20 protein-coding genes are annotated in these 21,388 nt (G+C 38.3%); 2 read left to right on the top strand and 18 right to left on the bottom strand.

All coding sequences use genetic code 11. From position 1 onward, the window contains the following. Positions 1-1,062 precede the first annotated feature (1,062 nt). From sdaAA to ACQKNC_RS04925, 9 genes are all read right to left on the bottom strand, one after another. On the bottom strand, positions 1,063-1,974 hold the full coding sequence (gene sdaAA / locus ACQKNC_RS04965) for an L-serine ammonia-lyase, iron-sulfur-dependent, subunit alpha (protein ID WP_427423758.1): 912 nt from the start codon (positions 1,972-1,974) through the stop codon (positions 1,063-1,065). A gap of 14 nt (positions 1,975-1,988) precedes the next feature. Further along, positions 1,989-2,651 (bottom strand): L-serine ammonia-lyase, iron-sulfur-dependent subunit beta, encoded by a 663-nt coding sequence (gene sdaAB / locus ACQKNC_RS04960; RefSeq protein WP_427423757.1) that lies wholly within the window; start codon positions 2,649-2,651, stop codon positions 1,989-1,991. A gap of 351 nt (positions 2,652-3,002) precedes the next feature. Beyond that, positions 3,003-4,652: a DAK2 domain-containing protein gene (locus ACQKNC_RS04955; RefSeq protein WP_427423756.1), complete on the bottom strand. Its 1,650-nt coding sequence runs from the start codon at positions 4,650-4,652 to the stop codon at positions 3,003-3,005. 18 nt (positions 4,653-4,670) lie between these two features. Continuing rightward, on the bottom strand, positions 4,671-5,033 hold the full coding sequence (locus ACQKNC_RS04950) for an Asp23/Gls24 family envelope stress response protein (protein WP_053594173.1): 363 nt from the start codon (positions 5,031-5,033) through the stop codon (positions 4,671-4,673). A 109-nt stretch (positions 5,034-5,142) separates the two neighbouring features. Next, positions 5,143-5,313, bottom strand: coding sequence for a diguanylate cyclase domain-containing protein (locus ACQKNC_RS04945; RefSeq protein WP_427423930.1), 171 nt, complete (start codon positions 5,311-5,313; stop codon positions 5,143-5,145). A 390-nt stretch (positions 5,314-5,703) separates the two neighbouring features. After that, positions 5,704-7,308 (bottom strand): M20/M25/M40 family metallo-hydrolase, encoded by a 1,605-nt coding sequence (locus ACQKNC_RS04940; protein WP_427423755.1) that lies wholly within the window; start codon positions 7,306-7,308, stop codon positions 5,704-5,706. A 42-nt stretch (positions 7,309-7,350) separates the two neighbouring features. Then, complete coding sequence (locus tag ACQKNC_RS04935; RefSeq protein ID WP_427423754.1) at positions 7,351-8,784, bottom strand: amino acid permease; 1,434 nt, start codon at positions 8,782-8,784, stop codon at positions 7,351-7,353. A gap of 101 nt (positions 8,785-8,885) precedes the next feature. Continuing rightward, positions 8,886-9,647, bottom strand: coding sequence for a dimethylarginine dimethylaminohydrolase family protein (locus ACQKNC_RS04930; RefSeq protein WP_427423753.1), 762 nt, complete (start codon positions 9,645-9,647; stop codon positions 8,886-8,888). Positions 9,648-9,663: 16 nt separating this feature from the next. After that, positions 9,664-10,536 carry a dimethylarginine dimethylaminohydrolase family protein gene (locus ACQKNC_RS04925; RefSeq protein ID WP_427423752.1) on the bottom strand — a complete coding sequence of 291 codons (873 nt, stop codon included), beginning with the start codon at positions 10,534-10,536 and terminating at the stop codon, positions 9,664-9,666. Between the two features lie 221 nt (positions 10,537-10,757). Between ACQKNC_RS04925 and ACQKNC_RS04920 the strand changes: the two genes are divergently transcribed. Both ACQKNC_RS04920 and rpmB read left to right on the top strand, forming a co-directional pair. Further along, on the top strand, positions 10,758-11,498 hold the full coding sequence (locus tag ACQKNC_RS04920; RefSeq protein ID WP_427423751.1) for an IclR family transcriptional regulator: 741 nt from the start codon (positions 10,758-10,760) through the stop codon (positions 11,496-11,498). Positions 11,499-12,025: 527 nt separating this feature from the next. Next, entirely contained in the window at positions 12,026-12,214 is a 189-nt protein-coding gene (gene rpmB / locus ACQKNC_RS04915; RefSeq protein WP_024362078.1) for a 50S ribosomal protein L28, read from the top strand. A 650-nt stretch (positions 12,215-12,864) separates the two neighbouring features. Here the strand turns inward: rpmB and spoVM are convergent. From spoVM to fmt, 9 genes are read right to left on the bottom strand one after another with little or no spacing between them, the layout of a single operon-like run. Then, a complete protein-coding gene (gene spoVM / locus ACQKNC_RS04910) occupies positions 12,865-12,966 on the bottom strand; it encodes a stage V sporulation protein SpoVM (RefSeq protein ID WP_156304606.1) in 102 nt (33 codons plus the stop codon). Positions 12,967-12,984: 18 nt separating this feature from the next. Next, entirely contained in the window at positions 12,985-13,638 is a 654-nt protein-coding gene (locus ACQKNC_RS04905; protein WP_427423750.1) for a thiamine diphosphokinase, read from the bottom strand. Continuing rightward, positions 13,635-14,303, bottom strand: coding sequence for a ribulose-phosphate 3-epimerase (gene rpe, locus ACQKNC_RS04900; RefSeq protein WP_427423749.1), 669 nt, complete (start codon positions 14,301-14,303; stop codon positions 13,635-13,637). The genes ACQKNC_RS04905 and rpe overlap by 4 nt, the downstream gene beginning before the upstream one ends. A gap of 2 nt (positions 14,304-14,305) precedes the next feature. Beyond that, positions 14,306-15,190 (bottom strand): ribosome small subunit-dependent GTPase A, encoded by an 885-nt coding sequence (gene rsgA, locus ACQKNC_RS04895; RefSeq protein ID WP_427423748.1) that lies wholly within the window; start codon positions 15,188-15,190, stop codon positions 14,306-14,308. Between the two features lie 11 nt (positions 15,191-15,201). Then, the gene (pknB, locus tag ACQKNC_RS04890; RefSeq protein ID WP_427423747.1) at positions 15,202-17,187 is read right to left on the bottom strand and encodes a Stk1 family PASTA domain-containing Ser/Thr kinase; all 1,986 of its coding nucleotides are present in this window, start codon (positions 17,185-17,187) and stop codon (positions 15,202-15,204) included. A gap of 2 nt (positions 17,188-17,189) precedes the next feature. After that, the gene (locus ACQKNC_RS04885) at positions 17,190-17,939 is read right to left on the bottom strand and encodes a Stp1/IreP family PP2C-type Ser/Thr phosphatase (protein WP_427423929.1); all 750 of its coding nucleotides are present in this window, start codon (positions 17,937-17,939) and stop codon (positions 17,190-17,192) included. A 6-nt stretch (positions 17,940-17,945) separates the two neighbouring features. After that, on the bottom strand, positions 17,946-19,088 hold the full coding sequence (rlmN, locus tag ACQKNC_RS04880; protein ID WP_427423746.1) for a 23S rRNA (adenine(2503)-C(2))-methyltransferase RlmN: 1,143 nt from the start codon (positions 19,086-19,088) through the stop codon (positions 17,946-17,948). Continuing rightward, positions 19,088-20,449: a 16S rRNA (cytosine(967)-C(5))-methyltransferase RsmB gene (gene rsmB / locus ACQKNC_RS04875; protein WP_427423745.1), complete on the bottom strand. Its 1,362-nt coding sequence runs from the start codon at positions 20,447-20,449 to the stop codon at positions 19,088-19,090. Before rsmB ends, rlmN begins: the two co-directional genes overlap by 1 nt. Then, a complete protein-coding gene (fmt, locus tag ACQKNC_RS04870) occupies positions 20,446-21,387 on the bottom strand; it encodes a methionyl-tRNA formyltransferase (RefSeq protein ID WP_427423744.1) in 942 nt (313 codons plus the stop codon). Before fmt ends, rsmB begins: the two co-directional genes overlap by 4 nt. Between the last annotated feature and the right edge of the window lies 1 nt (position 21,388).

The raw sequence follows: 21,388 nt of genomic DNA, 5'->3' as shown, positions 1-21,388 counted from the left end.
ATTCCACTACGGGCTACTCGCTTTCCCGCGGGAAGCTTTGCTCTGCGGCTAAAGCGAAGCGACAGGAGCACTCGAGTAGCCCTACGCTACAATCAGTTAAAAATGAGAATATATTAGCAAAATAGCAACAAAAAAATCCTATAATCGCTCAATAATAAACCTATTTTTTTCCTAATCAACACGCCTGGTATAGTTATATCTTTAAGTAGCGTACATAAAGAACTTAAAGAACATAAACTTTTTGACCCTTATCAAATAAAGAAGCAATCACCTCAATGCCTTCTTTTGTGTTTCGAGCTTCAACTAAAGCCCACCGTTAATTGAAATACATAGCTTCACAATCTTTAGGTTTTTACTAGTCCGGTTAAATAAATGCATTTATTCCTTCTCAGCATATAATGTTGAAAAAAGGAGTGAAATCACTTGGGATTTTTTCCACCTCAAGGGACAATGCGACCACAAACACCTCCACCAAACGTCAGACCATCAAAACCTTCTGTGTCCTACATTATTGATTGTGTATATCAAAATACTTATGTATGGCTTAGAAACGGGAGAGAATTTTGGTTTTATCCTACTCGTATAGAAGTGGGTGAAGTATCTGGATATAGATGGAACGGTGCCTACTGGGCGTTCTACGGATTTGAGGAAGGATTGATCGATGCCGTTGCCTGTTATCCTACCCCTACCCTTTACTAAAATTCCAAAAGGCTTTTTCTTTTTTATTGGCTGTGATAGGGCTCATCACCAAAAGTAAGGGATGAGATTTATTCAAACGTATGCCATGTATATAGGTTGATTGAAGCGTCACAGATGAGAACCTGGAGCGCAAGCGAAGCGGCTCATCGTGACGCCCCTTAAAAGATCCAGTCGGAACGGAAATCAACCACACGTTATGGTGATGAATCTAGAATAGGAGTATCACCAGAAAATATATCCACTTTGCCCAAACTACCCTCTCATACTATTTCACCATTATTCTTTTCATTTTCACCGATAAAACACCTTTCCCATGTAGAACCTCAAAAAAACACGCTCCCTTAGGAAGCGTGTTTAATACTTTTATTTTTGCAGTGATTGGATACTCTCTAAATTGCCATTGTCAAATATAGCTTTGCTAATAGCTTGTCCTGTTGGTGTTGCAGCAAGGCCTCCACGTGCAGTTTCTTTCAAATTCGGACTCATAGATTGTCCAATTCGATACATCGCACCAATCACTTCATCACACGGGATGCGACTTGTAACCCCTGCAAGTGCCATATCCGCTGCCACAAGTGAATTTGCCGCTCCCATAGCATTTCGCTTAACACAAGGAACCTCTACTAATCCAGCTACCGGGTCACAAACAAGCCCTAGCATATTTTTGAGTGTAATGGCAAATGCTTCTGAACATTGCTGCGGAGTACCACCAGCCATCTCTACAATCGCTGCCGCTGCCATACCAGCAGCTGAGCCAACCTCAGCTTGACAACCTCCAGCAGCACCTGAAATCGAAGCATTATTGGCAACAACGAAGCCGAAAGCACCCGATGTGAATAAATAGCGAATCATTTGTTCACGTGTAGGATTTAGCTTGTTTTTCACCGCAAACAGTGTTCCTGGTACAACACCAGCTGAGCCTGCAGTTGGGGTAGCACAAATTGTACCCATAGCCGCATTAACTTCATTTGTTGCAACCGCTTTACTCACAGCGTCTAATAATAAATCCCCTGACAATGAATTGCCTTGCGCAATGTAGTTTTGAAGCAATACTGCGTCACCACCTGTTAAGCCCGTTACAGATTTCACACCATTTAGGCCTCTTTCAACAGCTTCCTCCATCACCGTTAAATTAACGTCCATTTGCTGTATAATTTCTTCTCTTGTGCGTCCAGTTATTAACATTTCCTGCTCAATCATAATTTCAGAAATTAGTTTTCCTTCTTGCTCCGCTCGTTCAACTAGCTCACGAACATTATGAAACAATACGTCCATATTGGGGCACCTCCTTAGTTATTAATTTTAGAAACCTTCGAAATATGTGGTATTAAAGAAATTTGTTGTAGTACTTTATCCTCGATGTTTTGATCGACTTCTATCACCATAAGGGCAGTTAAACCACGTTCAATACGTGAAACCTCCATATGTCCAATGTTGACTGCATGCATCGCTAAGCAATTTGCCACATTGGCAATACAGCCAGCACGATCATCATGTACAACAAGGATTGCTGGCATGCCACCTGTTAGACGAAGCTTGAAGCCATTAACTTCACTCACTTCAATTTTACCGCCACCGATAGAAATACCAACAACAGACATTTCTCCTTCATCATCGCCAATCACAAGGCGAGCTGTATTCGGATGCTCCATATTTGCTGTTTCTGGGATAAATTCATAAACTAACCCTGCCTTTTCTGCATCGGCAAAAGCTGTTTTAATCCGCTCATCGAATGTATCGTAATTTAATAGGCCCCCTACCAAAGCTACATCTGTTCCATGTCCTTTATACGTTTCAGCAAACGAACCATATAAGTGGATTTTCGCCCACTTTGGTTGTCTTCCAAATAAATCTCTGGCAACGCGCCCAATTCGTGCGGCACCTGCCGTATGCGATGAAGAAGGTCCAATCATCACTGGTCCGATAATATCAAATACTGAAGTAAACTTCATAATAACACCCCTTTATCCTATCCATATAATAATATCGATTTTTTATTTATATCATGCTTGATAGTTACTATAAAAGTAAAGCACTTCTTTATCAACTTTCAGAAAATTTACACGACTATAATTTACTCAATAGATTTACTGATTATCTATTGTCTACTCCAAAAATACAATGATTTCAAAACGCTGTAATTCCAGTATATTGAAGTGCATTGTCCTATGGATACATACATCGAATCATTTAATTTTAGCCAATTTACATACCTTATTATCCCCAATTCTCCTTGTACTATAAACAAAAGCAGTACACGGCGTGTGCACTGCTTTCTCTACTTATACGCAAAGAGTATTGAATTATTCTACTGAAATAATATATGGATATAATCCTTGTTTACCATTAAATAACTCTACTTCTACCTCTGGATATTTCTCTTCAATAAATTCCACTAATTCAGAGGCGTTTTCTTCCGTTGTATCCTCACCATAGATGACTGTTACAATTTCTGCATCTTCATCCACTAAATCAATAATTACCTTCTCAGCAGCATCTTTTAATGCTGGAGTAGATAATACAATTTTACCTTCCGCAAGAGCCATGAAATCATCCTTATGAATTTCCACACCGTCAATAGATGTATCTCGAACTGCATAAGTTACTTGACCTGTTTTAACATTTGCAAAGGCTTCTGTCATTGTTGCTTGGTTCATTTCAACTGCCGCCTCTGGATTAAACGATAGAATCGCTGCCATACCTTGAGGGATTGTTTTCGTTGGAACTACAGCCGCTTCAATATCTAAAAGCTCTACTGCTTGCTCTGCTGCCATGACGATATTTTTGTTATTTGGTAAAATCAATACTTTTTCAGCACCAATTTCTTGTACCGCCTTCACAATATCTTCAGTTGAAGGGTTCATTGTCTGACCGCCTTCAATAACATAAGAGGCACCAATTGAACGAAGTAATTCAGCAACTCCCTCGCCCATTGCAATCGTTACAATTGCATATGGATGCTTTTCTGCTTTTTTGGCTGAAGAAGGTGCTTTATGATCCTCACCAACAATAGCAGAATGCTGTTCACGCATATTGTCGACCTTTATTTTAATAAGACTACCATATTTTTGACCCATTGCTAAAACAGCGCCTGGTTGCTCAGAATGAATATGCACTTTGGCAATCTCTTCATCCGAAATAACGAGTAAAGAATCACCTAGAGGGTTTAATTCATTGCGGAATTGTTCCTCGCTAAATGGCTCTTTTCCTTCTTCAAAACGTACCATGATCTCTGTACAATAGCCAAACTCAATATCCGCAGTATCCATGAAATCTTGTGCTCTATGATGTTCCGCATTAATTAAATCATCTAAAGTTGCTTCGTTTTTCACAGGTAATGGCTCGCCCTTTAAGGATGCTAAAAATCCTTCATACACAAATTGGAGGCCCTGACCACCACTATCTACAACTCCGACTTCTTTTAGAACAGGTAGAAGTTCAGGTGTACGTTCCAACGAAGCCTGTGCTTCAGCAGTAAATGCTTCCATCACCGCAATGATATCGGTTTCAGTTTCTGCCACTTCTACACCTTTTTTCGCCGCTTCACGTGCAACCGTTAAAATCGTTCCTTCAACCGGCTTCATTACTGCTTTATAGGCAGTTTCTACGCCTGCTTGGAAGGCACCTGCAAAGCCCTTGGCATCAATTGTCGCTTCTTTTTCAATAAATTTACCAAAGCCACGGAATAACTGCGATAAAATAACGCCTGAATTTCCGCGTGCTCCCATAAGTAAACCTTTTGATAAAGCTTGGGCTGTTTTGCCGATATGTTCTGAAGCATTAAGCTCCGTTTCCTTTGCCCCAGATGTCATCGATAAGTTCATATTCGTTCCTGTATCACCATCTGGTACTGGAAATACATTTAATGAATCAACATAATTTGCATTTTGGAATAGGTGATGGGCACCCATTTGCACCATTTCAGCAAACTTTATTCCGTCTAAAGACTGCATTCGATTTAGTTCCTCCTCTTAATCATTCGCTACACGAACGCCCTGCACAAAGATATTGACAGATTTCACGCTCATACCTAATGTTTTATCAACTGTATATTTCACTTTCGATTGTACTTGATAAGCAACTTCCGAAATTTTTGTCCCGTAACTAACAATAATGTACATATCGATATGTAAATCGTCGTCCTGTTTTCGAATAACAACACCTTTTGCAAAATTTTCTTTACGTAAAATATCAGTTAGACCATCACGAATTTGATGTTTAGATGCCATGCCAACAATACCGTAGCATTCTACAGCAGCGCCACCAGCTATTTGTGCAAGTACATCTGTTGAAATATCAATTTGGCCGAATTCATTGTTTAATTCAATTGACATAGAAATGCCCCCTTGGCTCTTTTTGACTAAATTATATTGTAACACTTTCGTTACACATTAAGCAACCTTGGAAAGCCTAAAAGCGCACTGTATCAACGTTTTACTGACATTATAAAGATACATCTTCATCGAAATTTCCACTTTTGCTGTAAAAGTTGTTTCGACCTTTTTGTTTTGCTGTATATAATGCTTGATCGGCTAATTCACAGCATGTTTTCAATTGCTTGTTATTTGAGATCTTCGCATGACACATCCCGACGCTGACTGCCGCTAAAAAAATTTGTCTAAATGAAGATGCTAATTTGTCCTATTTTTATCGTCTACATAATAAAAAATACAAATAGTCTTTTGCAAAATTGTAGAAAAATGAGCGGAATTTGATCCACCTTTTAAAAAAGATCAAAAAACCTACCATATTGCTTGGCAGGTTTCGTAGTCAAGAACAAACTTCTATAGCAGGCATTTCACTTCGTTTCATAAAATATTTTCTAAAAAAAATAAAAAAGCTGATTCTTTATTATCAAAGATCAGCTTTCATGTTTTTGAAAAACTTTTGTGTCAATGAAATGAAGGTGTCATGTTAAAAAATATGATTCTTCGGCAAGCGATGGGTTGATTTCCGTTCCGACTGGGCACTTTTTTGCTGTCGCTTCGCTTTTTATGTCTTAAATTAAAATAGGCTTTTTATAAGCGTATCAATCATCACTGGCATTTCTTTAAATGCGCTATCCACATGTAACCTTTCAGTCTTTTGGTGGGCATCCTTGCCAAAAGGTCCAACGTTTAAAACAGGGCCTTGTAGTGCGGACATTGCTTCAAATGGAATACTGTAAGTGTCTCCCCAAACCGGTGTGTTGCGCTCGAATGCTGTCCATTCATTAGAGTCATCCGAATAATTGACATAGCTCAAATCACAAATACCATTAAAATAGTGAATTTGCTCCACTTCAATATCAAATGTTTTTGCTGTTTTCTTCATTAATTCAATCGATTGAATGACAAGCGGATGATCGGATGAATTGATCGCTGGATAATAAGGTGGTGCATATAATAGCACTGTCGCCGGTGTTAGCTCCTGGCAACGAATCATTAGCTGATCCACGATGCGAATAGATTTCTCTCGATCATCCCATGTACTATTTTCAAGAACTTGACTTTTTATTAAATTTACTTCCTCAGCGCCTAATTTCTTGATCGCATGCTCTAAAAGTGCCTCATACCGAAGTACTTTTACTTCACCTACGCCATGTACCTTTTCTCTTTCACAAATCCGCTTATATTGTTCATTACAAGCTGCCATAGCTTCCATTGCAACTTGTTCAAAAATATCCATTACTTCCGATGCTGTGCGCTTTAATAAAAACACATTATAAAGGGCTGCTGCACGATATGGTGTTTGTGTAGAATACTCCATTTTCAAATCTTTTAATTGTAAGGATACAGGTAATGGTGTACTTTCACCAAGGTCTGTTTCACGGAATATTGGATTCCACTCCATATGTTGTGTCATGTATGAAGCAATAAAATTTGCTGTCATTCCTTTTAATGGTTCACCTACATGTGTCTCTTTTCCGTAAAATAAGGTAGCCGGCATAATTTTACCGATCGTTCCTGAATAAATATATTCATTGGTATCAGCTGGGCCTTGTGAAAAAGAAGGCTCACTATTTAAAAATAGTTTATAAGATAATCCATACTGTTCACGAAGTCTTACAAGCTCAACAACTGCTGCACGCATTCCAGCAGAGTTTACTTCTTCATCTGGCACAGCCGTTAAAATAAGATTGATTGGCCATTCTTCGATACTTGCCTTTTCAATCAACTGCATATGCAAAGCTAACCCCATTTTCATATCCATCGTCCCACGTCCAAATAAATAGTTACCTGATTCTAAATCAATCCTTGCCGCTTCAGGTAAATCCTTTTTGTATTTAGGTTCCATTAGCTTTTTTGTCAACTCTTCTGGGAAGAAAGCTAATGGTTCCAGTTCACCATATTCTTCAGTATGGACAGTATCAAAATGACTAATTAGCACAACCGTTTCTGTTGCAGACGGGTGCTTATACAAGGCAGTCACAGCATTGCGTTCAAGGCTCGCATCATGTAATTCAATAAATTCCGGATTTTCCTTAAAATAAGAAAGCGTTTGCAATTTATTTTTTAGTTTATAGGCAAATTCATGTTCACCTTTTGTTAATGTCCTACTTTCCCAACTAACAATTTCACATAATAATGCACGTAGTTTTTCAGGTGTATTCCAAAGATAATCATTCATAAAAATTCTCCTTTATCCGATCTTCTCAACACCGAATACATATCAATGTATATCAAGTGATTCCTCATTTTTCATTTTAATCTCAGAAGAAACTATATTTGTTTTACTCAATTTTACTTTATAGAAAATCATGCAAGCAATAAAGAATCCAATACCATATAGTAAACCAACTCTTTGTGTTGGATCGAATGCTAAAAAGACAAGAATTAGCGTACAAAAACTAATACAGAACACTGGAATCAATGGATAAAATGGCGTCTTAAATTTCAATTCAGCCACATCCCCTCCTGCTTTCACATAACGATATCGGAACATCAATTGAGATGCGCAAATTCCCATCCATGAAATTGTTACAGAAATTCCGGCAATAGACATGAGTAAAACAAATACTGCATCTGCTTCCATCACGCTCGTTAATAAAGAAAGCAACGAGAAAAGCATTGTGAAAATGAGTGCATTTAATGGCACTTTATTTTTCGTTAGTCGTCCGAATAATTTAGGAGCCATTCCCTCTTTTGACATCGACCATAATAAACGTGTTGAAGCATATAGACATGAGTTACCTACTGATAATATCGCTGTTAAAATAACAAAGTTCATGATGCCAGCAGCATATGGAACGCCAGCTAAATTCATCAATGTGACAAACGGGCTTTCCAGTAGTCCAAGCTCCGATGAAGGGAATATGGCAGATAAAACAATAATAGAAGCAATATAAAAAACTATTATTCTAAAAAGAATTGTCTTTATTGCCCGAGGAATATTTTTCTCTGGATTTTCAGTTTCTCCTGCTGCAATACCGACAAGTTCAGAACCTTGATAAGAAAAGATAACATTCATCATTGTGACAAATATAATTGCAATACCTGCTGGGAATAAACCAGACGGTGCTAAATTCGTAAAATGTGGTGTTGGACGATCAGCTAACGGAATCAATCCAAAGATTGCTGCCACCCCTATTACGATAAATGCAATCACTGCAATGACTTTAATGCTTGCAAACCAGAATTCTGCTTCTGCAAAGCCCTTAGTTGTTAATGCATTTAAAGTAAATAACAAGACCATAAATACGGCACACCATATCCATATAGGGACATGTGGAAACCAATGTTGCATCAAAATGCCCGCTGCAGTAAATTCTACCCCTGCTGTGGCAGCTGACCCAACAAAATACATCCATCCTAAAGAAAATCCTGCTGAAGGACTAATAAAACGTGTTGCATAGGTTTGGAAAGAACCAGTTACTGGCATGTAAACAGCTAATTCTCCAAGACAATTCATGACCATATACAATATTAAACCACCAAATAAATAACCAATTAATGCGCCTCCGGGACCTGCTTGATTAATTGTGTAGCCGACATTTAAAAATAGGCCTGTTCCAATAACTCCACCGAGCGAAAGCATTAATAAATGGCGACTTTTCATAGAACGGTTTAATTGATTATCTTGCCGTTGTTCCCCTTTACTCAACATCCATCCCCACTCTCTAGTTGTTATTAATATGCTGAAAATTCTGATATTTTTTATTAAAGGACCCAATCAATTTATCTCCTATAAATTGATTGGGTATTGAATTAAAAACGTAATGACAGGCAGCTTAGCCCACCATCATGTTTCCTAAATTCAGACATTTCAAGCTCAATTGTTTGGTAGCCTAAATCATTTAATTTACGATTTGTTTCTGGATAGCCAGCTGGAATAATGACATAATCATTTACTTGAATACAGTTTGCTGAATACTCATCCTCTTTTGGAATAATAATTTTTTCATAGGTTTCGAATGCAGGGTGTTCGATAAACTCTCCTGCTACCACCATACGATTTTCGCCAACATATGCGATGCCTGTTTTTAAATGGAAAAATTCCTTTAGTGGAATAATCGTTGCCTCATAGCCTTCTTTTTCAACGATTTCTTTGAATTGTTGAGCTCCTGCTTCATTAGTACGATCAGAGATGCCGACATAAAATTTCTTTTCTGCCTGTAATACATCTCCGCCATCAAGTGTTCCTGGACCTTCGATATAATATAATTTTCCATAGAACTTTTTAACAGCTGGTTCGATTTCTTCAATCTCACGATTACGAGCTTCTGCCCCTGGATTTGAAATAATGGCAAATTCAGGTGTTAAAACAGCTGTATCCTCTACGAATGTTGAATCTGGGAAGGCTTCATTTGCTGGAAGCTGTGTAACCTCTACGCCACATCTCTTTAAAGCTTCAACATATTTTTCATGCTGCTCAAATAATACTTCTAAAATTGGTTTTCCTAAGTCACTTGTCGTTAAACCATTGACATAACTATTCCCTGGATTTTTTACAATAACGTTTTTAAACATTTAACTTCGTCTCCTTTTATCCTCTTATGACTGGGCAAGTTAGACATGTTGGTCCACCTGTCCCTTTTACCGTGATTTCATTTCCTTTATATTCATAAACTGTTACGCCTGCATTAAGTAATTGTTGTTTTGTAATTGGATTTCCATTTGGAACAAGACATACTCTAGGTGCAAGTGCTAAAACGTTACAGCCTAGCGCATCATACTCATCTTTCGGGACTTCAATTAATTGAATACCTCGCTCGATTAGAAGCTGTCGAAAAAAAACTGGCATTAATGGTGAATGTACAACCGCTAAATCCTTATCAACCATACTAATGAAGGACATTAAGTGTAAACATTCTGCTTCACCTAAATCGTGCGGTAGCTGTACTACAATGAATTCATCGACAATATCCGCAGTCATGTCCTTTAGCTGACGAATAGCTTCATCATTCGTTCGATAGCCTCGACCTACAACAAGTGTACGATCATCAAGCCAAACAATATCTCCACCATCTGATACTGCCTCTCCAGTCAATTCTCCGATAACTGGAATGCCCTTTTCTTGTAAAAATACTTTATAAACAGCGGCCTCTGGCTGTCTTAATTTTTTACCAGATTTTAAGATAATGGCACCATTTGGTGTGAATTTTACAGGGTCATGCGCATACAACGAATCTAACCCTACTTCATCTGATTGTGGTAAAAAATCAATTTTTTCAACATACTTTTCTAGAATACTCATAAATTCAGCATATTCTGTAAGAGCCTCATCATAGTTAGGCTCTGATAAGTAGTTAAATGTTTTCCATTTATCGCTAAGATGCTCTTGGTTTCGGAACGCATCTTTTGGATGTTTTACTATTACGTGTTTCAAAGGTGCAAACATTGATGAACAATAATGCATTCCCTTCACCCCCTTTTCCGTGTAGTGGAAAACGTTTCCGCATAGAGGAAAGTTTATATGAAAAATATATGCGTTTTAAGGTATACTGTCAATATATTTAGAAAAGTTTTTATATTCATTCTGTTCTGGATAAAAAGCGTAATTAAACAAAATCCGCCATTATGTAGCTAGACGTAGACCACGAATAAAAATAAAATAAATGAAGGAGAGGTGGGACAGGAATGCAATTATTAGAACGAGCTATGACAATCGCTAAAGTTTTGGCTTCTGATGCAAGTGAAAATAGCTTGTCCATTTCAGAGCTTTCAGCAAAATGCAATTTACCACTAAGTACATTACATAGAATTTTAAAAGCGATGATTAAAGAAGGAATGATTGAACAAGACGATCAAACTAAGCAATATCGACTAGGTACAATATGGATGGAACTTGGTTTACAAGTGTATGATACGATGGACTACATTAGTAAAATTAGGCCAGAATTAGAGCGTTTAGCAAGAGAAGTCGAGGAAAGTGTCTATTTAAGTAAGCCCGCTGGTTTAGATACAATTATTATCGAAAGAATAGACAGCCCAGCTAATCCAATTCGTATTTACGATCAGTTAGGAATTCGCATACCGATGCATATCGGGGCTGCAAATAAGGCCATTTTAGCCACAATGCCTGTTTCTCAGGCAAGGGAAATTATTCAACAGCTTATTCCTCATGAAGAAATCGCTGAATTAGAGGCACAGCTTGAGAAAATAAAACTACAAGGATTTGCCATTAGTCATGGGGAAAGAACTGCAGGAACATCCTCAATCGCAGTTTCCATTTTAAATGGTTTTAATGAAGTAGTCGGTGCAGTAAGTATAGGTTTTGTTAGCTTTAATGTTTCAACAGAACATATTAATACCCTTACAGAGCGTTTAATTGAAACTGGTAAACACGTTTCTATGAAGCTTGGCTACCGAGGAAAATAATATTGCAGGCGTGTTGAATGGGAAAAAACAGCTTTATTATGAAGCGATAAAAGGATTTTTTATTGCTATTTTGCTAATAAGTTCCTATTTCAACTGATTGTAGCGTAGGGCACACGAGTGCTCCTATCGCTGCTTTTGTCGTAGAACAAAGCTTCCCGCGGGAAAGCGAGACAGACGAGACCATGCACGAAGCAGATTTTTTCTGTGCGAAAGCGTAGCGGCAGCGACAAAGCGAGTAGCCCGTAACGGAATTCAGAGCCTTCTAATTAATCAAAGTGGATAAAAATGGTTAATTAACACGCCTTATATTATTGCAAACTTTTTAATTATATTAGCCTATATCTGCTGTATCTAGAAATTGATTCCCTCTTATCTGACAATTATTTATGTCTGTAAAGGTTTTTTTCTTGAAAGGTTATGTGAAAACTGTTGCACTGAACGTCATCGTATGTTAAATTATTATGGTATGTGAAATACCGAACTGAAATAATAATCTTTCAGCATTAACAGTAAGGAGGGAATACAACATGCCAAAACAATGTGTAATCACTGGACGTAAAGCTCGTACTGGTAACAACCGTTCCCACGCTATGAACGCTAATAAACGTACTTGGGGTGCTAACCTTCAAAAAGTTCGTATCTTAGTAAACGGTAAACCTAAACGTGTATGGGTTTCTGCACGTGCATTAAAATCAGGTAAAATCGAGCGCGTTTAATCGTTGCTTCCAAAAAATCGATTTCGCATTTGGCGCAAATCGATTTTTTTCTTTCTTAATTAACTGGGCAAACTACCAACCGCCTTTGTGAATATTTAGATAAAAGTAGAAGTTGTATTTAATCATTCGTTCTAGTGAGCGACCTTAAATACAATGAAATGACTAAGCCGCTAGTAATTACGTCTCATTGTAATTACTAGCGGCTTTCTTTACATATAACAGCCTCAATTCAGCATAACAATCGCCTTTTATCTATAAAAACCGCAGTTACATGGCTCTCCTGCAAAACAAAGGGTTGATTTCAGTTCCGACTGGGGGCGTCCGATGAGCCGCTTCGCTTCGCTGCAGGGTCACATCTGTGACGCTGATCCCCGAGGAGTCGCCCAGTCTCCACTTCAATCAACCATTTCACATAGTGTGTATCTTCTGACATAGCACTCTAATTTATAGTGATAGAAATGGAACTTCAGCGGCAAATGTTTTCTGTGCGAAAGCGTAGTGTTAACGTAGCTGTAGCAACAATTGTTCTCTGTGCGAAAGTGTAGTGTTAACGTAGCATTGTTTTCTGCGCGAAAACGAAGTGTCAGCGGCAACAGGTATACAATCACATCATTTTGTTTTTCAACACTAAAAGAAAAATCCGACTAGTGTTAGTCGGATTTTTTTACTTTCTTTTCTTTTTTAAACATGTTGATACACGTACGCGTAATACTACTTACAAATTTAGGTAGCTGGAACGTATATACTTTCAGGACTCTCTCCCCCTTACGCTAATCTATGCTTCTTATCATTAAACATATGCCTTGCGAGAAAGATATAGACCCTGAATTGCCTATTATTTCATTACTTGTAAACCGAGATGTACCAAGAGAGATTTCTTCATTTGTTGTTTCATACTTTACTTGCCTTAATGTTACATCTTTAATAGGCTCTTCATGTGCAAAGAAAGACAGATAACGGTATTGCTCATTTGCTTCAATGATGTGTGTGCCTGGCATTAAAAATTGCAACATATTTGCATGATTAATAATCTTCAATACTATTTGTGGATGCTCTTTTTGTAAACGATAAATCGAACGAACTGCTGCTTCATAATGATCTAAACGTCCACCTGTAACACCTGTAAGTACAATTTCTAGCGGTGTATAGGTCAAGGCTTTTAATAACGCTAAGTCTGTGTCTGTTTCGTCTTTTTCTTCCTGGAATCTTTGTCTATCATTTGTATGTGCCATCACCAGCTCATATTCCTCTTGCGATAGTGAGTCAAAATCTCCTACTATGGCATGTGGTATGATTCCTTGCTCGATTAAGTATAGCGCTCCTCGGTCAGCTCCGATAAATAACACATCTCTTTGCTCTTTAAATGGACTAAATGAACAGAGTTCCTCTCTTGGTCCACCTGCACAAACAACGACTACTGTCATCCTTGAATCGCTGCCTCACCAGCAGCTAAAATTTCCTGTAAAGCTGCTGAACGATCTTCTTTACTATAAATTGCTGAACCAGCTACAAAAATTGTTGCACCTGCTTTTGCACAAGGAATAATCGTCTCTGCATTAATACCACCGTCGATCTCTATAGCAATATCGAGATTACGTTCTTTAATAATTGTTGCTAATGCTTCAATTTTTGGCACAACAGAATGAATGAATTTTTGTCCACCAAACCCTGGATTCACTGTCATAAACAACACCATATCAATATCCTCTAATATATGCTGAATAGATTCAATTGGTGTATGTGGATTTAATACAACACCAGGTTTTACTCCACATGAACGAATTAATTGGATTGTACGGTGTAAATGGCGGCAAGCTTCTACATGCACCGTAATATAGTCTGCTCCTGCTTTGGCGAATTGTTCAATATATTGATCCGGATTTTCGATCATTAAATGAACGTCTAGCGGTAAATCCGTTAATGGACGGATTGCATCTAATACGATAGAACCAAAAGAAATGTTTGGCACAAAATGACCATCCATAACATCGATATGAATAAGCTGAGCCCCCGCCTTTTCTACTTCCTTTACTTCTTCTCCTAATTTAGCAAAGTTAGCTGCTAAAATTGATGGTGCTATTTGTATCATCATTAATACCTCGGCTTTCGATCCATAATTTCTTGCATAAATTGTTCGTAGTGTTTATAACGATAGTCACGAATTTCTCCCACTTCTACCGCTGCCTTTACTGCACATTTAGGTTCCTTTAAGTGTAAACAGCCTCTAAATTTACAATCATCTGCAATACGGGCCATTTCAGGGAAGCACGCACCTAATTCTTCTTTTTCTATTTCATCAAAATCAAATGAACTAAATCCTGGGGTATCTGCTAATAAGCCATCACATACCTCGATTAATTCAACGTGGCGAGTTGTATGTTTCCCACGCCCTAAGCTTTGTGAAATAATTCCTGTTTTTAAATTTAAATCTGGAATCAATGTATTTAGTAGTGTGGATTTCCCAACTCCAGATTGCCCTGCTAACACGGAAGTTTTCCCCTTTAAAATGGGTTGTAGACGATCAACTAATTCTTCCTCACCCTTATAGGTTTGTAGCACCGTATAACCCATACTTTCATAATCTGCTATATAACCTTGTAATTCCTCACGTTCATGGTCTTCTAGCAAATCCATCTTTGTTAAACAAATAATCGGATGAACATGAAATGACTCTAAAACAACTAGGAAACGATCCAGTAAAATTGTATTAAAATTAGGTTCTTTTACAGAAAACACTAAAATGCCTTGATCAATATTAGCAATTGGAGGACGTACTAATTCATTTTGACGTTCCATAATTTTTTGGATAGTTCCGTCCGAGCCTTCTGTTTCCAGAGTATATTCTACCATGTCGCCAACGAGTGGGGATTCCCCGCGATTGCGAAATACCCCACGTCCTCGACATTGTAATAGTTGTTCTCCATCATATACATAGTAATAACCGCTTAATGCTTTACGAATTTGGCCTTGCGCCATCCAATTCCCCCTTATTTAACATCATCAGAGCTGAAACTATCTTCAGCAATGATTTCCGAATCACGTATAACTTTATATGCGCCTACTTGGCCCTCTTCAATGACAAGCTGTATTTTATAGTCTGTATCAGCCGTAATAGTAAATGAATCAGCTGCTGATGACATCGTATGGTTTTTATCTTGAATCACAATACGAATATTTTGCTTCATACCTTCCTCAGCTGGTTCATATGGTATTTTCACAGCCACAGTTTTCACCAAAGTTTTTTTAGGTTTTTCGGCAGGTCCCTTACTTATGACAACAACGATTGTAGATCCTACTTCAACTTCAGTCCCAGCTTTTGTCAATTGCGAAATAACACTTCCAGCAGCCACTGTATCATTATAGTCTTCCGAAGAAATACGCCATTTTAGGCCTTTTCTACTTACATACTCATCCATTTGAGCCTTTGTGTAATTCTCAACATTATCCACGGTTACCATTTGCACTCCTGCGCTTACCGTAAATTTCATCGTTGTATCTTTAGCAATTACTTCTTCTTGAGGTTTCGGCTCTTGCTCAATAATTTGTCCTTCTGGCTCTGTTGAATGCACGTACTTAATTTCAGGCTCTAAAAATTTATCCTTTAACATTGATTTAACTTGGCTAATTTGCTGTCCTCTATAATCTTCCACTTTCGTCGTCTCTATCCCAAGACTAACGATTAAGTCTATTTCCGTACCTTTTACACGCTCTGTACCCTCAGAAGGGTCCGTTTCAATGACCTTACCCTTTTCGACGCTCTCATCATAACGCTCCTGAGGTTCTTTACCGACAGTAAAACCTTCAGCCACTAATTTCTTAGTAGCTTCCTCAGTTGTCATATTAGCCACACTAGGTACAGGTATCTTTTTCGGGCTAAATAGATTTGTGGCAAAGAATAAGAATAGGAAAATGGCGATGGCTGCTATTACTAGTCCAGCAACATATATTGGCCATTTTTTCTTTTTCTTTACAGGTACTGCCTTTTCAACAGGCTTCTTAGCTTCGGGTTTCGGCTTTGATTGTGCAATTGGTTCGATTACTCTTGTCTTCGTTAAATCTTCGTCTTTACGTATAGTTGGCTCTTTTATAATCGGAATAGCCTTTGTAATATCATTATCTTCCGGTATTACAAACTTCGGTTCATTGATACGATTTGGTGATAAAACTGTCTCTAAATCTGCTTGCATTTCTTCTACAGTTGAATAACGATGAGAAGCATCTTTTGCTGTAGCTTTTAGCACAACATTTTCCACACTTTGTGGAATTGTAGCATCGAATGCACGAACTGACGGTGTCTCTGATTGTAAATGTTTAAGCGCTATAGAAACAGCTGACTCGCCTGAAAATGGCAATTCCCCTGTTAATAATTCATATAAAACAATGCCAAGTGCATAAATATCAGATCTGTTTGTTGCCGTACCACCACGAGCCTGCTCTGGTGATAAATAATGCACCGTTCCAAGCACGGAGTTCGTTTGTGTAAATGACGTTGCACTAAGCGTCATCGCTATGCCAAAATCAGTTATTTTAACATTGCCCTCTGCATCCATTAATATATTTTGAGGCTTAATGTCACGATGGATAATATGATTTTCATGAGCATTGGCAATTGCTGATGTTAACTGCTTCATAATATGCACACTTCTGGCAGGAGAAATTGGTGCAAATTCCTGTATGTACTGCTTCAATGTTTTTCCTTGAACATACTCCATCACAATATAATGTAGATCACCATCATCACCTACATCATAAATACTTACGATATTTGGATGAGTAAGGCTTGTAGCAGAAAGTGCTTCACGTTGAAAACGTCGATGCAAATCATCCTCATTGGTAAAATCATAGCGTAATATTTTGATCGCTACATCACGGTTTAAAATCATGTCATGTGCTAAATAAACATTGGACATACCACCGCCACCAATAAGCTTAATAATTTTATAGCGGTCACTAATTCGTTTACCTACAAGCATACTTACACCTCCTCATCTTGCCTTGTGAGCAGCACGAGGGAGATATTGTCTTCCCCCCCGCTTGCATTTGCTAATTCCACAAGTTTTCTTCCCTTTTCTTCTATAAAATCTGGATACGTAATAATTGATGCCATTTCATACACTGTAAGTTTATTGCTTAAACCGTCAGAGCAAATGAGTAAATACGATTCTGATGCTAATTCAACTTCATAAAAGTCTGGTTCAATCGTTTCTTCTGTACCAACAGCTTTTAAGATGAAATTTTTCTTCGGATGTGTCAACGCTTCCTCTTCACTAATTTCACCATTTTCAACCAGAACATTTACATAGGAGTGATCTCTTGTTATTTGTTGTGCACCATCATCAAAGAAATAATACACACGACTATCGCCAACATGGGCGATAAAGCAATGATTTTTTTCAATTAACACTGCAATAAACGTCGTGCCCATTCCTTTACAGTCTTCATGTGATAAAGAATAGTCATATATACTTTTATTCAATTGCTTGACTGCTTGTAATAACCACTCTTTTTTTGTTGTCGTTGATGCAAAATGATGTGCCTCTGCCTGTAAAAAAACGGATTCTATCTGTTTCATCGCCATATCGCTCGCTACATCGCCAGCATTATGACCACCCATGCCGTCCGCTACAAGTGCTAGTGCAAGCCCGTCTGGACGATTAAAAAATGCCGCACGGTCTTCATTGATTGCTCGTTTTAACCCAATATCACTTTCGACTGTGTATTCCAACACTGGTCACCTCGTCTCTTCAGATCTCTCTTGCGCACGTAATTGTCCACACGCAGCTGCAATATCAGAACCTTGCTCTCGGCGGATCGTTACGTTAATACCATTCTTCTTTAATGTTTTTTCAAAGGCAAAAATTTGACTACGAGATGTTCTGACATAATCACGTTCTGGTACGTAGTTAACAGGAATTAAGTTCACGTGGCATTTAATTCCTTTTATTAATGCCGATAATTCTTCTGCAATTTCAACTGAATCATTTTCGCCAGACATTAAACCATACTCAAAAGTTACACGTCGGCCAGTTTTTTTAGTATAGTAACGGACAGCTTCCATTAATTCATCCAATTTGTAAGCACGTGCAATTGGCATCAGTTTTTGACGAGCCTCTTGATTTGGTGCGTGTAATGATACTGCAAAATTGATTTGTAGCTGTTCATCAGCAAATTGATAAATTTTTGGAACAATCCCTGATGTTGATACAGTGATGTGACGAGCTCCGATATTTAACCCTTTTTCATTATTGATAACTTTTAAGAAGTTCATCATCGCATCATAATTATCGAAAGGTTCTCCAATACCCATAATGACGATATGTGAAACACGCTCGCCCACTTCATCTAAAGTCTGCTGTACTTTGACAACTTGCTCCACGATTTCCCCTGCTTGTAAGTGACGTTTTAATCCACCTAAAGTTGATGCACAGAACGTACAGCCGATTCGGCAGCCTACTTGTGTCGTCACACAAATAGAATTCCCATATTCATGACGCATTAATACCGTTTCAATAGAATAGCCATCTTGTAACTGGAATAAAAACTTGATCGTACCATCTTTTGATTCCTGTTTAATAATCGTTGACAATGTCGTCAATACAAAACTTGTTTCAAGCTTTTCACGTAATCCCTTTGAAAGGTTAGACATTTCCTCAAATGTTTTTACACGTTTATTATAAAGCCAATCAAAAATTTGTGCTGCACGGAACGGTTTTTCACCGTTTTCCTTTAACCATTCTTCTAACTGTTGCGGCTGTAGTGAGTATACCGATTCCTTTAAATTTGGTTTTTCTTTTTTTTCGCGTCGAACAGGCTTGTCTTCTGCTTCCTCAACTAAGTCGTTAATACGCTCATTAAATTTCTCTTGATCCACCATTAGTTGGATTCTCCTTTTTTACGAAAGGCGGCAACGAAGAAACCGTCACTGCCAAAGTCTTGTGGAAAGACTTGAAGCATGCCATTTGCTTGCTTTTCCGCTAATTTTGTTGGTAAAGATTCTAGTTGTATAGCTTCCATTTCTGGATGCGTTGTTAAAAAGGCCTCTACAGTACCTTCATTTTCCTTTTTATCGACAGTACATGTACTGTACACAAGCTTGCCATCTATTTTCAATACTTTTGTTGCAGCATCTAATAGCGCCAATTGTATTTTTTGGAGGTTTTCTAAATCTTCCTCACGTTTTGTATATTTAATATCTGGCTTGCGGCGCATAACACCTAAACCACTACAAGGTGCATCGACTAATATAGCGTCGTATGATTCTAATTGTAGAAAATCTGGTGCCTTACGTCCATCGATTGGAGCAGTCTCTACTATATCAATCCCTAGACGATCAGTATTATGGTCGATTAAATCTAATTTATGAGGGTGAAGATCGGTCGCTAAAATCGAACCTTCGTTTTTCATAATCTCGGCTATATGTGTTGTCTTTCCACCTGGAGCAGCACACATATCTAAGACGCGCATGCCAGGAGATGGATGCAAAACATTTGCTGGAATCATGGAGCTTTCATCCTGAATAGTAATAAGCCCATCTTGGAATGCCTTTGTTCGAGCCGGCTGACCATTTGTTACATGTAAACATTCAGGCATTAGCTCGCTTCTTTTCGCTGATAAACCTTCCGCTTCTATGCTGGCAATCGCTTGCTCAACGCTTGCTTTCGTTGTATTTACACGTACAGTCTGCACTGGAGGCACATTATTTTCATGTAACATTTCAGCCGCTACTTTAATACCATAGTTATCGACAAAGCGTTGTACTAACCACACAGGATGACTCGTTTCAATAGCAAGACGCTCTATCGGATCTTTAATTTCATCAGTAGAAGCTACACCCTGACGTAAAATAGATCGTAAAATACCGTTGACCATTGAAGCAATACCCTGGTGACCTCGACGTTTAGCAATTTCTACAGCCTCATTTACCGCTGCATGTGGTGGAATACGCGTTAAATAATGCATTTGATATAAAGATAAACGTAAAAGCCAGCGCACCCAATGATCCACTGAGCCACGAATAAATGGCTCTAAATAGTAGTCTAGTGTCATTTTATATTGTAAAGTGCCATACGTAATTTCTGTTAAAAGCGCACGATCCTTCGCTTCGATTTTATGTCGCTTTATCGTTTCATTTAAAAGCAAATTACTATAGGCTTGATTTTTATCTACTGCTAACAGAATAGAAAGTGAAGCATCACGCACATTTCCATCCCAAATTACTACGCTTTTTTTACTCATTTAAATTGGTCCCCAATCTGTAATTTAGAACCTGTACCACGCAAATATTCCACTGCTGTCATGCGTTTCTTACCAGCTGGTTGTACATCATACAGGGCAAGTGTTGTCCCATTTCCTGCTGCAACTTCAAAATGATCCTTTGAAATCGCAACAACCTCACCGGGTATAGCATCATGCTTCGTGTCACCGACCTGTGCCCACCAAATTTTAAAGTTGCCATCTTCAAATGTTGTATAGGCAACTGGCCACGGATGAAGACCACGCACTTGATTGTATAAAGTTGTAGCATCCTTTGTCCAATCAATACGTTCTTGTTCACGTGAAATATTGCTAGCAAAGGTTACTTGTGCTTCATCCTGCACTGTACGACTATTTGTGCCATTTATAATAGAAGGAAGTGTATCTTTTAATAATTCGCAACCTACAACACTTAGTTTGTCAAATAGTCCACCCGTATGATCATCCTCTTCAATCGAGATAGCCTTTTGAGATATGATATCACCGGCATCAAGTTTTTCCGCCATGTACATGATTGTTACACCAGTTTCTTTTTCACCATCAATAATTGCTTGGTGAATAGGTGCTCCACCACGATACTTCGGTAAAAGTGACGCATGGACGTTAATGCAACCAAGCCGTGGTGCATCCAGCAATTCTTTCGGCAAAATTTGGCCAAACGCGGCTGTTACCACTAGGTCAGGCTGTAAATCAATAATTTGCTGTAATTCCTCAGAACCACGTAGCTTTTCAGGCTGAATAACTTGTAAACCTAACTCCATTGCTTCTGCCTTAACAGGCGGTGGTGTTAGCACACGCTTACGCCCAACAGGACGGTCTGGTTGTGTAACTACAGCTTTAATATCATAACCTTCATGATGTAGCATACGCAAAATTGGCGCGGAGAAATCAGGAGTTCCCATAAAAATTATCGAAGTCATG

Source organism: Lysinibacillus sp. NPDC094177, assembly GCF_050279145.1.
In the GTDB taxonomy this organism is placed as follows: Bacteria; Bacillota; Bacilli; order Bacillales_A; family Planococcaceae; genus Lysinibacillus.
This window is presented reverse-complemented; position numbering and strand designations above follow the sequence as displayed.

Excerpts from the sequence above, each read along its gene's own strand:
- sdaAA (WP_427423758.1), bottom strand. The coding sequence starts at position 1,974 with ATGGACGTATTGTTTCATAATGTTCGTGAGCTAGTTGAACGAGCGGAG.
- sdaAB (WP_427423757.1), bottom strand. The coding sequence starts at position 2,651 with ATGAAGTTTACTTCAGTATTTGATATTATCGGACCAGTGATGATTGGA.
- ACQKNC_RS04955 (WP_427423756.1), bottom strand. The coding sequence starts at position 4,652 with ATGCAGTCTTTAGACGGAATAAAGTTTGCTGAAATGGTGCAAATGGGT.
- ACQKNC_RS04950 (WP_053594173.1), bottom strand. The coding sequence starts at position 5,033 with ATGTCAATTGAATTAAACAATGAATTCGGCCAAATTGATATTTCAACA.
- ACQKNC_RS04940 (WP_427423755.1), bottom strand. The coding sequence starts at position 7,308 with ATGAATGATTATCTTTGGAATACACCTGAAAAACTACGTGCATTATTA.
- ACQKNC_RS04935 (WP_427423754.1), bottom strand. The coding sequence starts at position 8,784 with ATGTTGAGTAAAGGGGAACAACGGCAAGATAATCAATTAAACCGTTCT.
- ACQKNC_RS04930 (WP_427423753.1), bottom strand. The coding sequence starts at position 9,647 with ATGTTTAAAAACGTTATTGTAAAAAATCCAGGGAATAGTTATGTCAAT.
- ACQKNC_RS04925 (WP_427423752.1), bottom strand. The coding sequence starts at position 10,536 with ATGCATTATTGTTCATCAATGTTTGCACCTTTGAAACACGTAATAGTA.
- ACQKNC_RS04920 (WP_427423751.1), top strand. The coding sequence starts at position 10,758 with ATGCAATTATTAGAACGAGCTATGACAATCGCTAAAGTTTTGGCTTCT.
- rpmB (WP_024362078.1), top strand. The coding sequence starts at position 12,026 with ATGCCAAAACAATGTGTAATCACTGGACGTAAAGCTCGTACTGGTAAC.
- ACQKNC_RS04905 (WP_427423750.1), bottom strand. The coding sequence starts at position 13,638 with ATGACAGTAGTCGTTGTTTGTGCAGGTGGACCAAGAGAGGAACTCTGT.
- rpe (WP_427423749.1), bottom strand. The coding sequence starts at position 14,303 with ATGATACAAATAGCACCATCAATTTTAGCAGCTAACTTTGCTAAATTA.
- rsgA (WP_427423748.1), bottom strand. The coding sequence starts at position 15,190 with ATGGCGCAAGGCCAAATTCGTAAAGCATTAAGCGGTTATTACTATGTA.
- pknB (WP_427423747.1), bottom strand. The coding sequence starts at position 17,187 with ATGCTTGTAGGTAAACGAATTAGTGACCGCTATAAAATTATTAAGCTT.
- rlmN (WP_427423746.1), bottom strand. The coding sequence starts at position 19,088 with ATGGTGGATCAAGAGAAATTTAATGAGCGTATTAACGACTTAGTTGAG.
- rsmB (WP_427423745.1), bottom strand. The coding sequence starts at position 20,449 with ATGAGTAAAAAAAGCGTAGTAATTTGGGATGGAAATGTGCGTGATGCT.
- fmt (WP_427423744.1), bottom strand. The coding sequence starts at position 21,387 with ATGACTTCGATAATTTTTATGGGAACTCCTGATTTCTCCGCGCCAATT.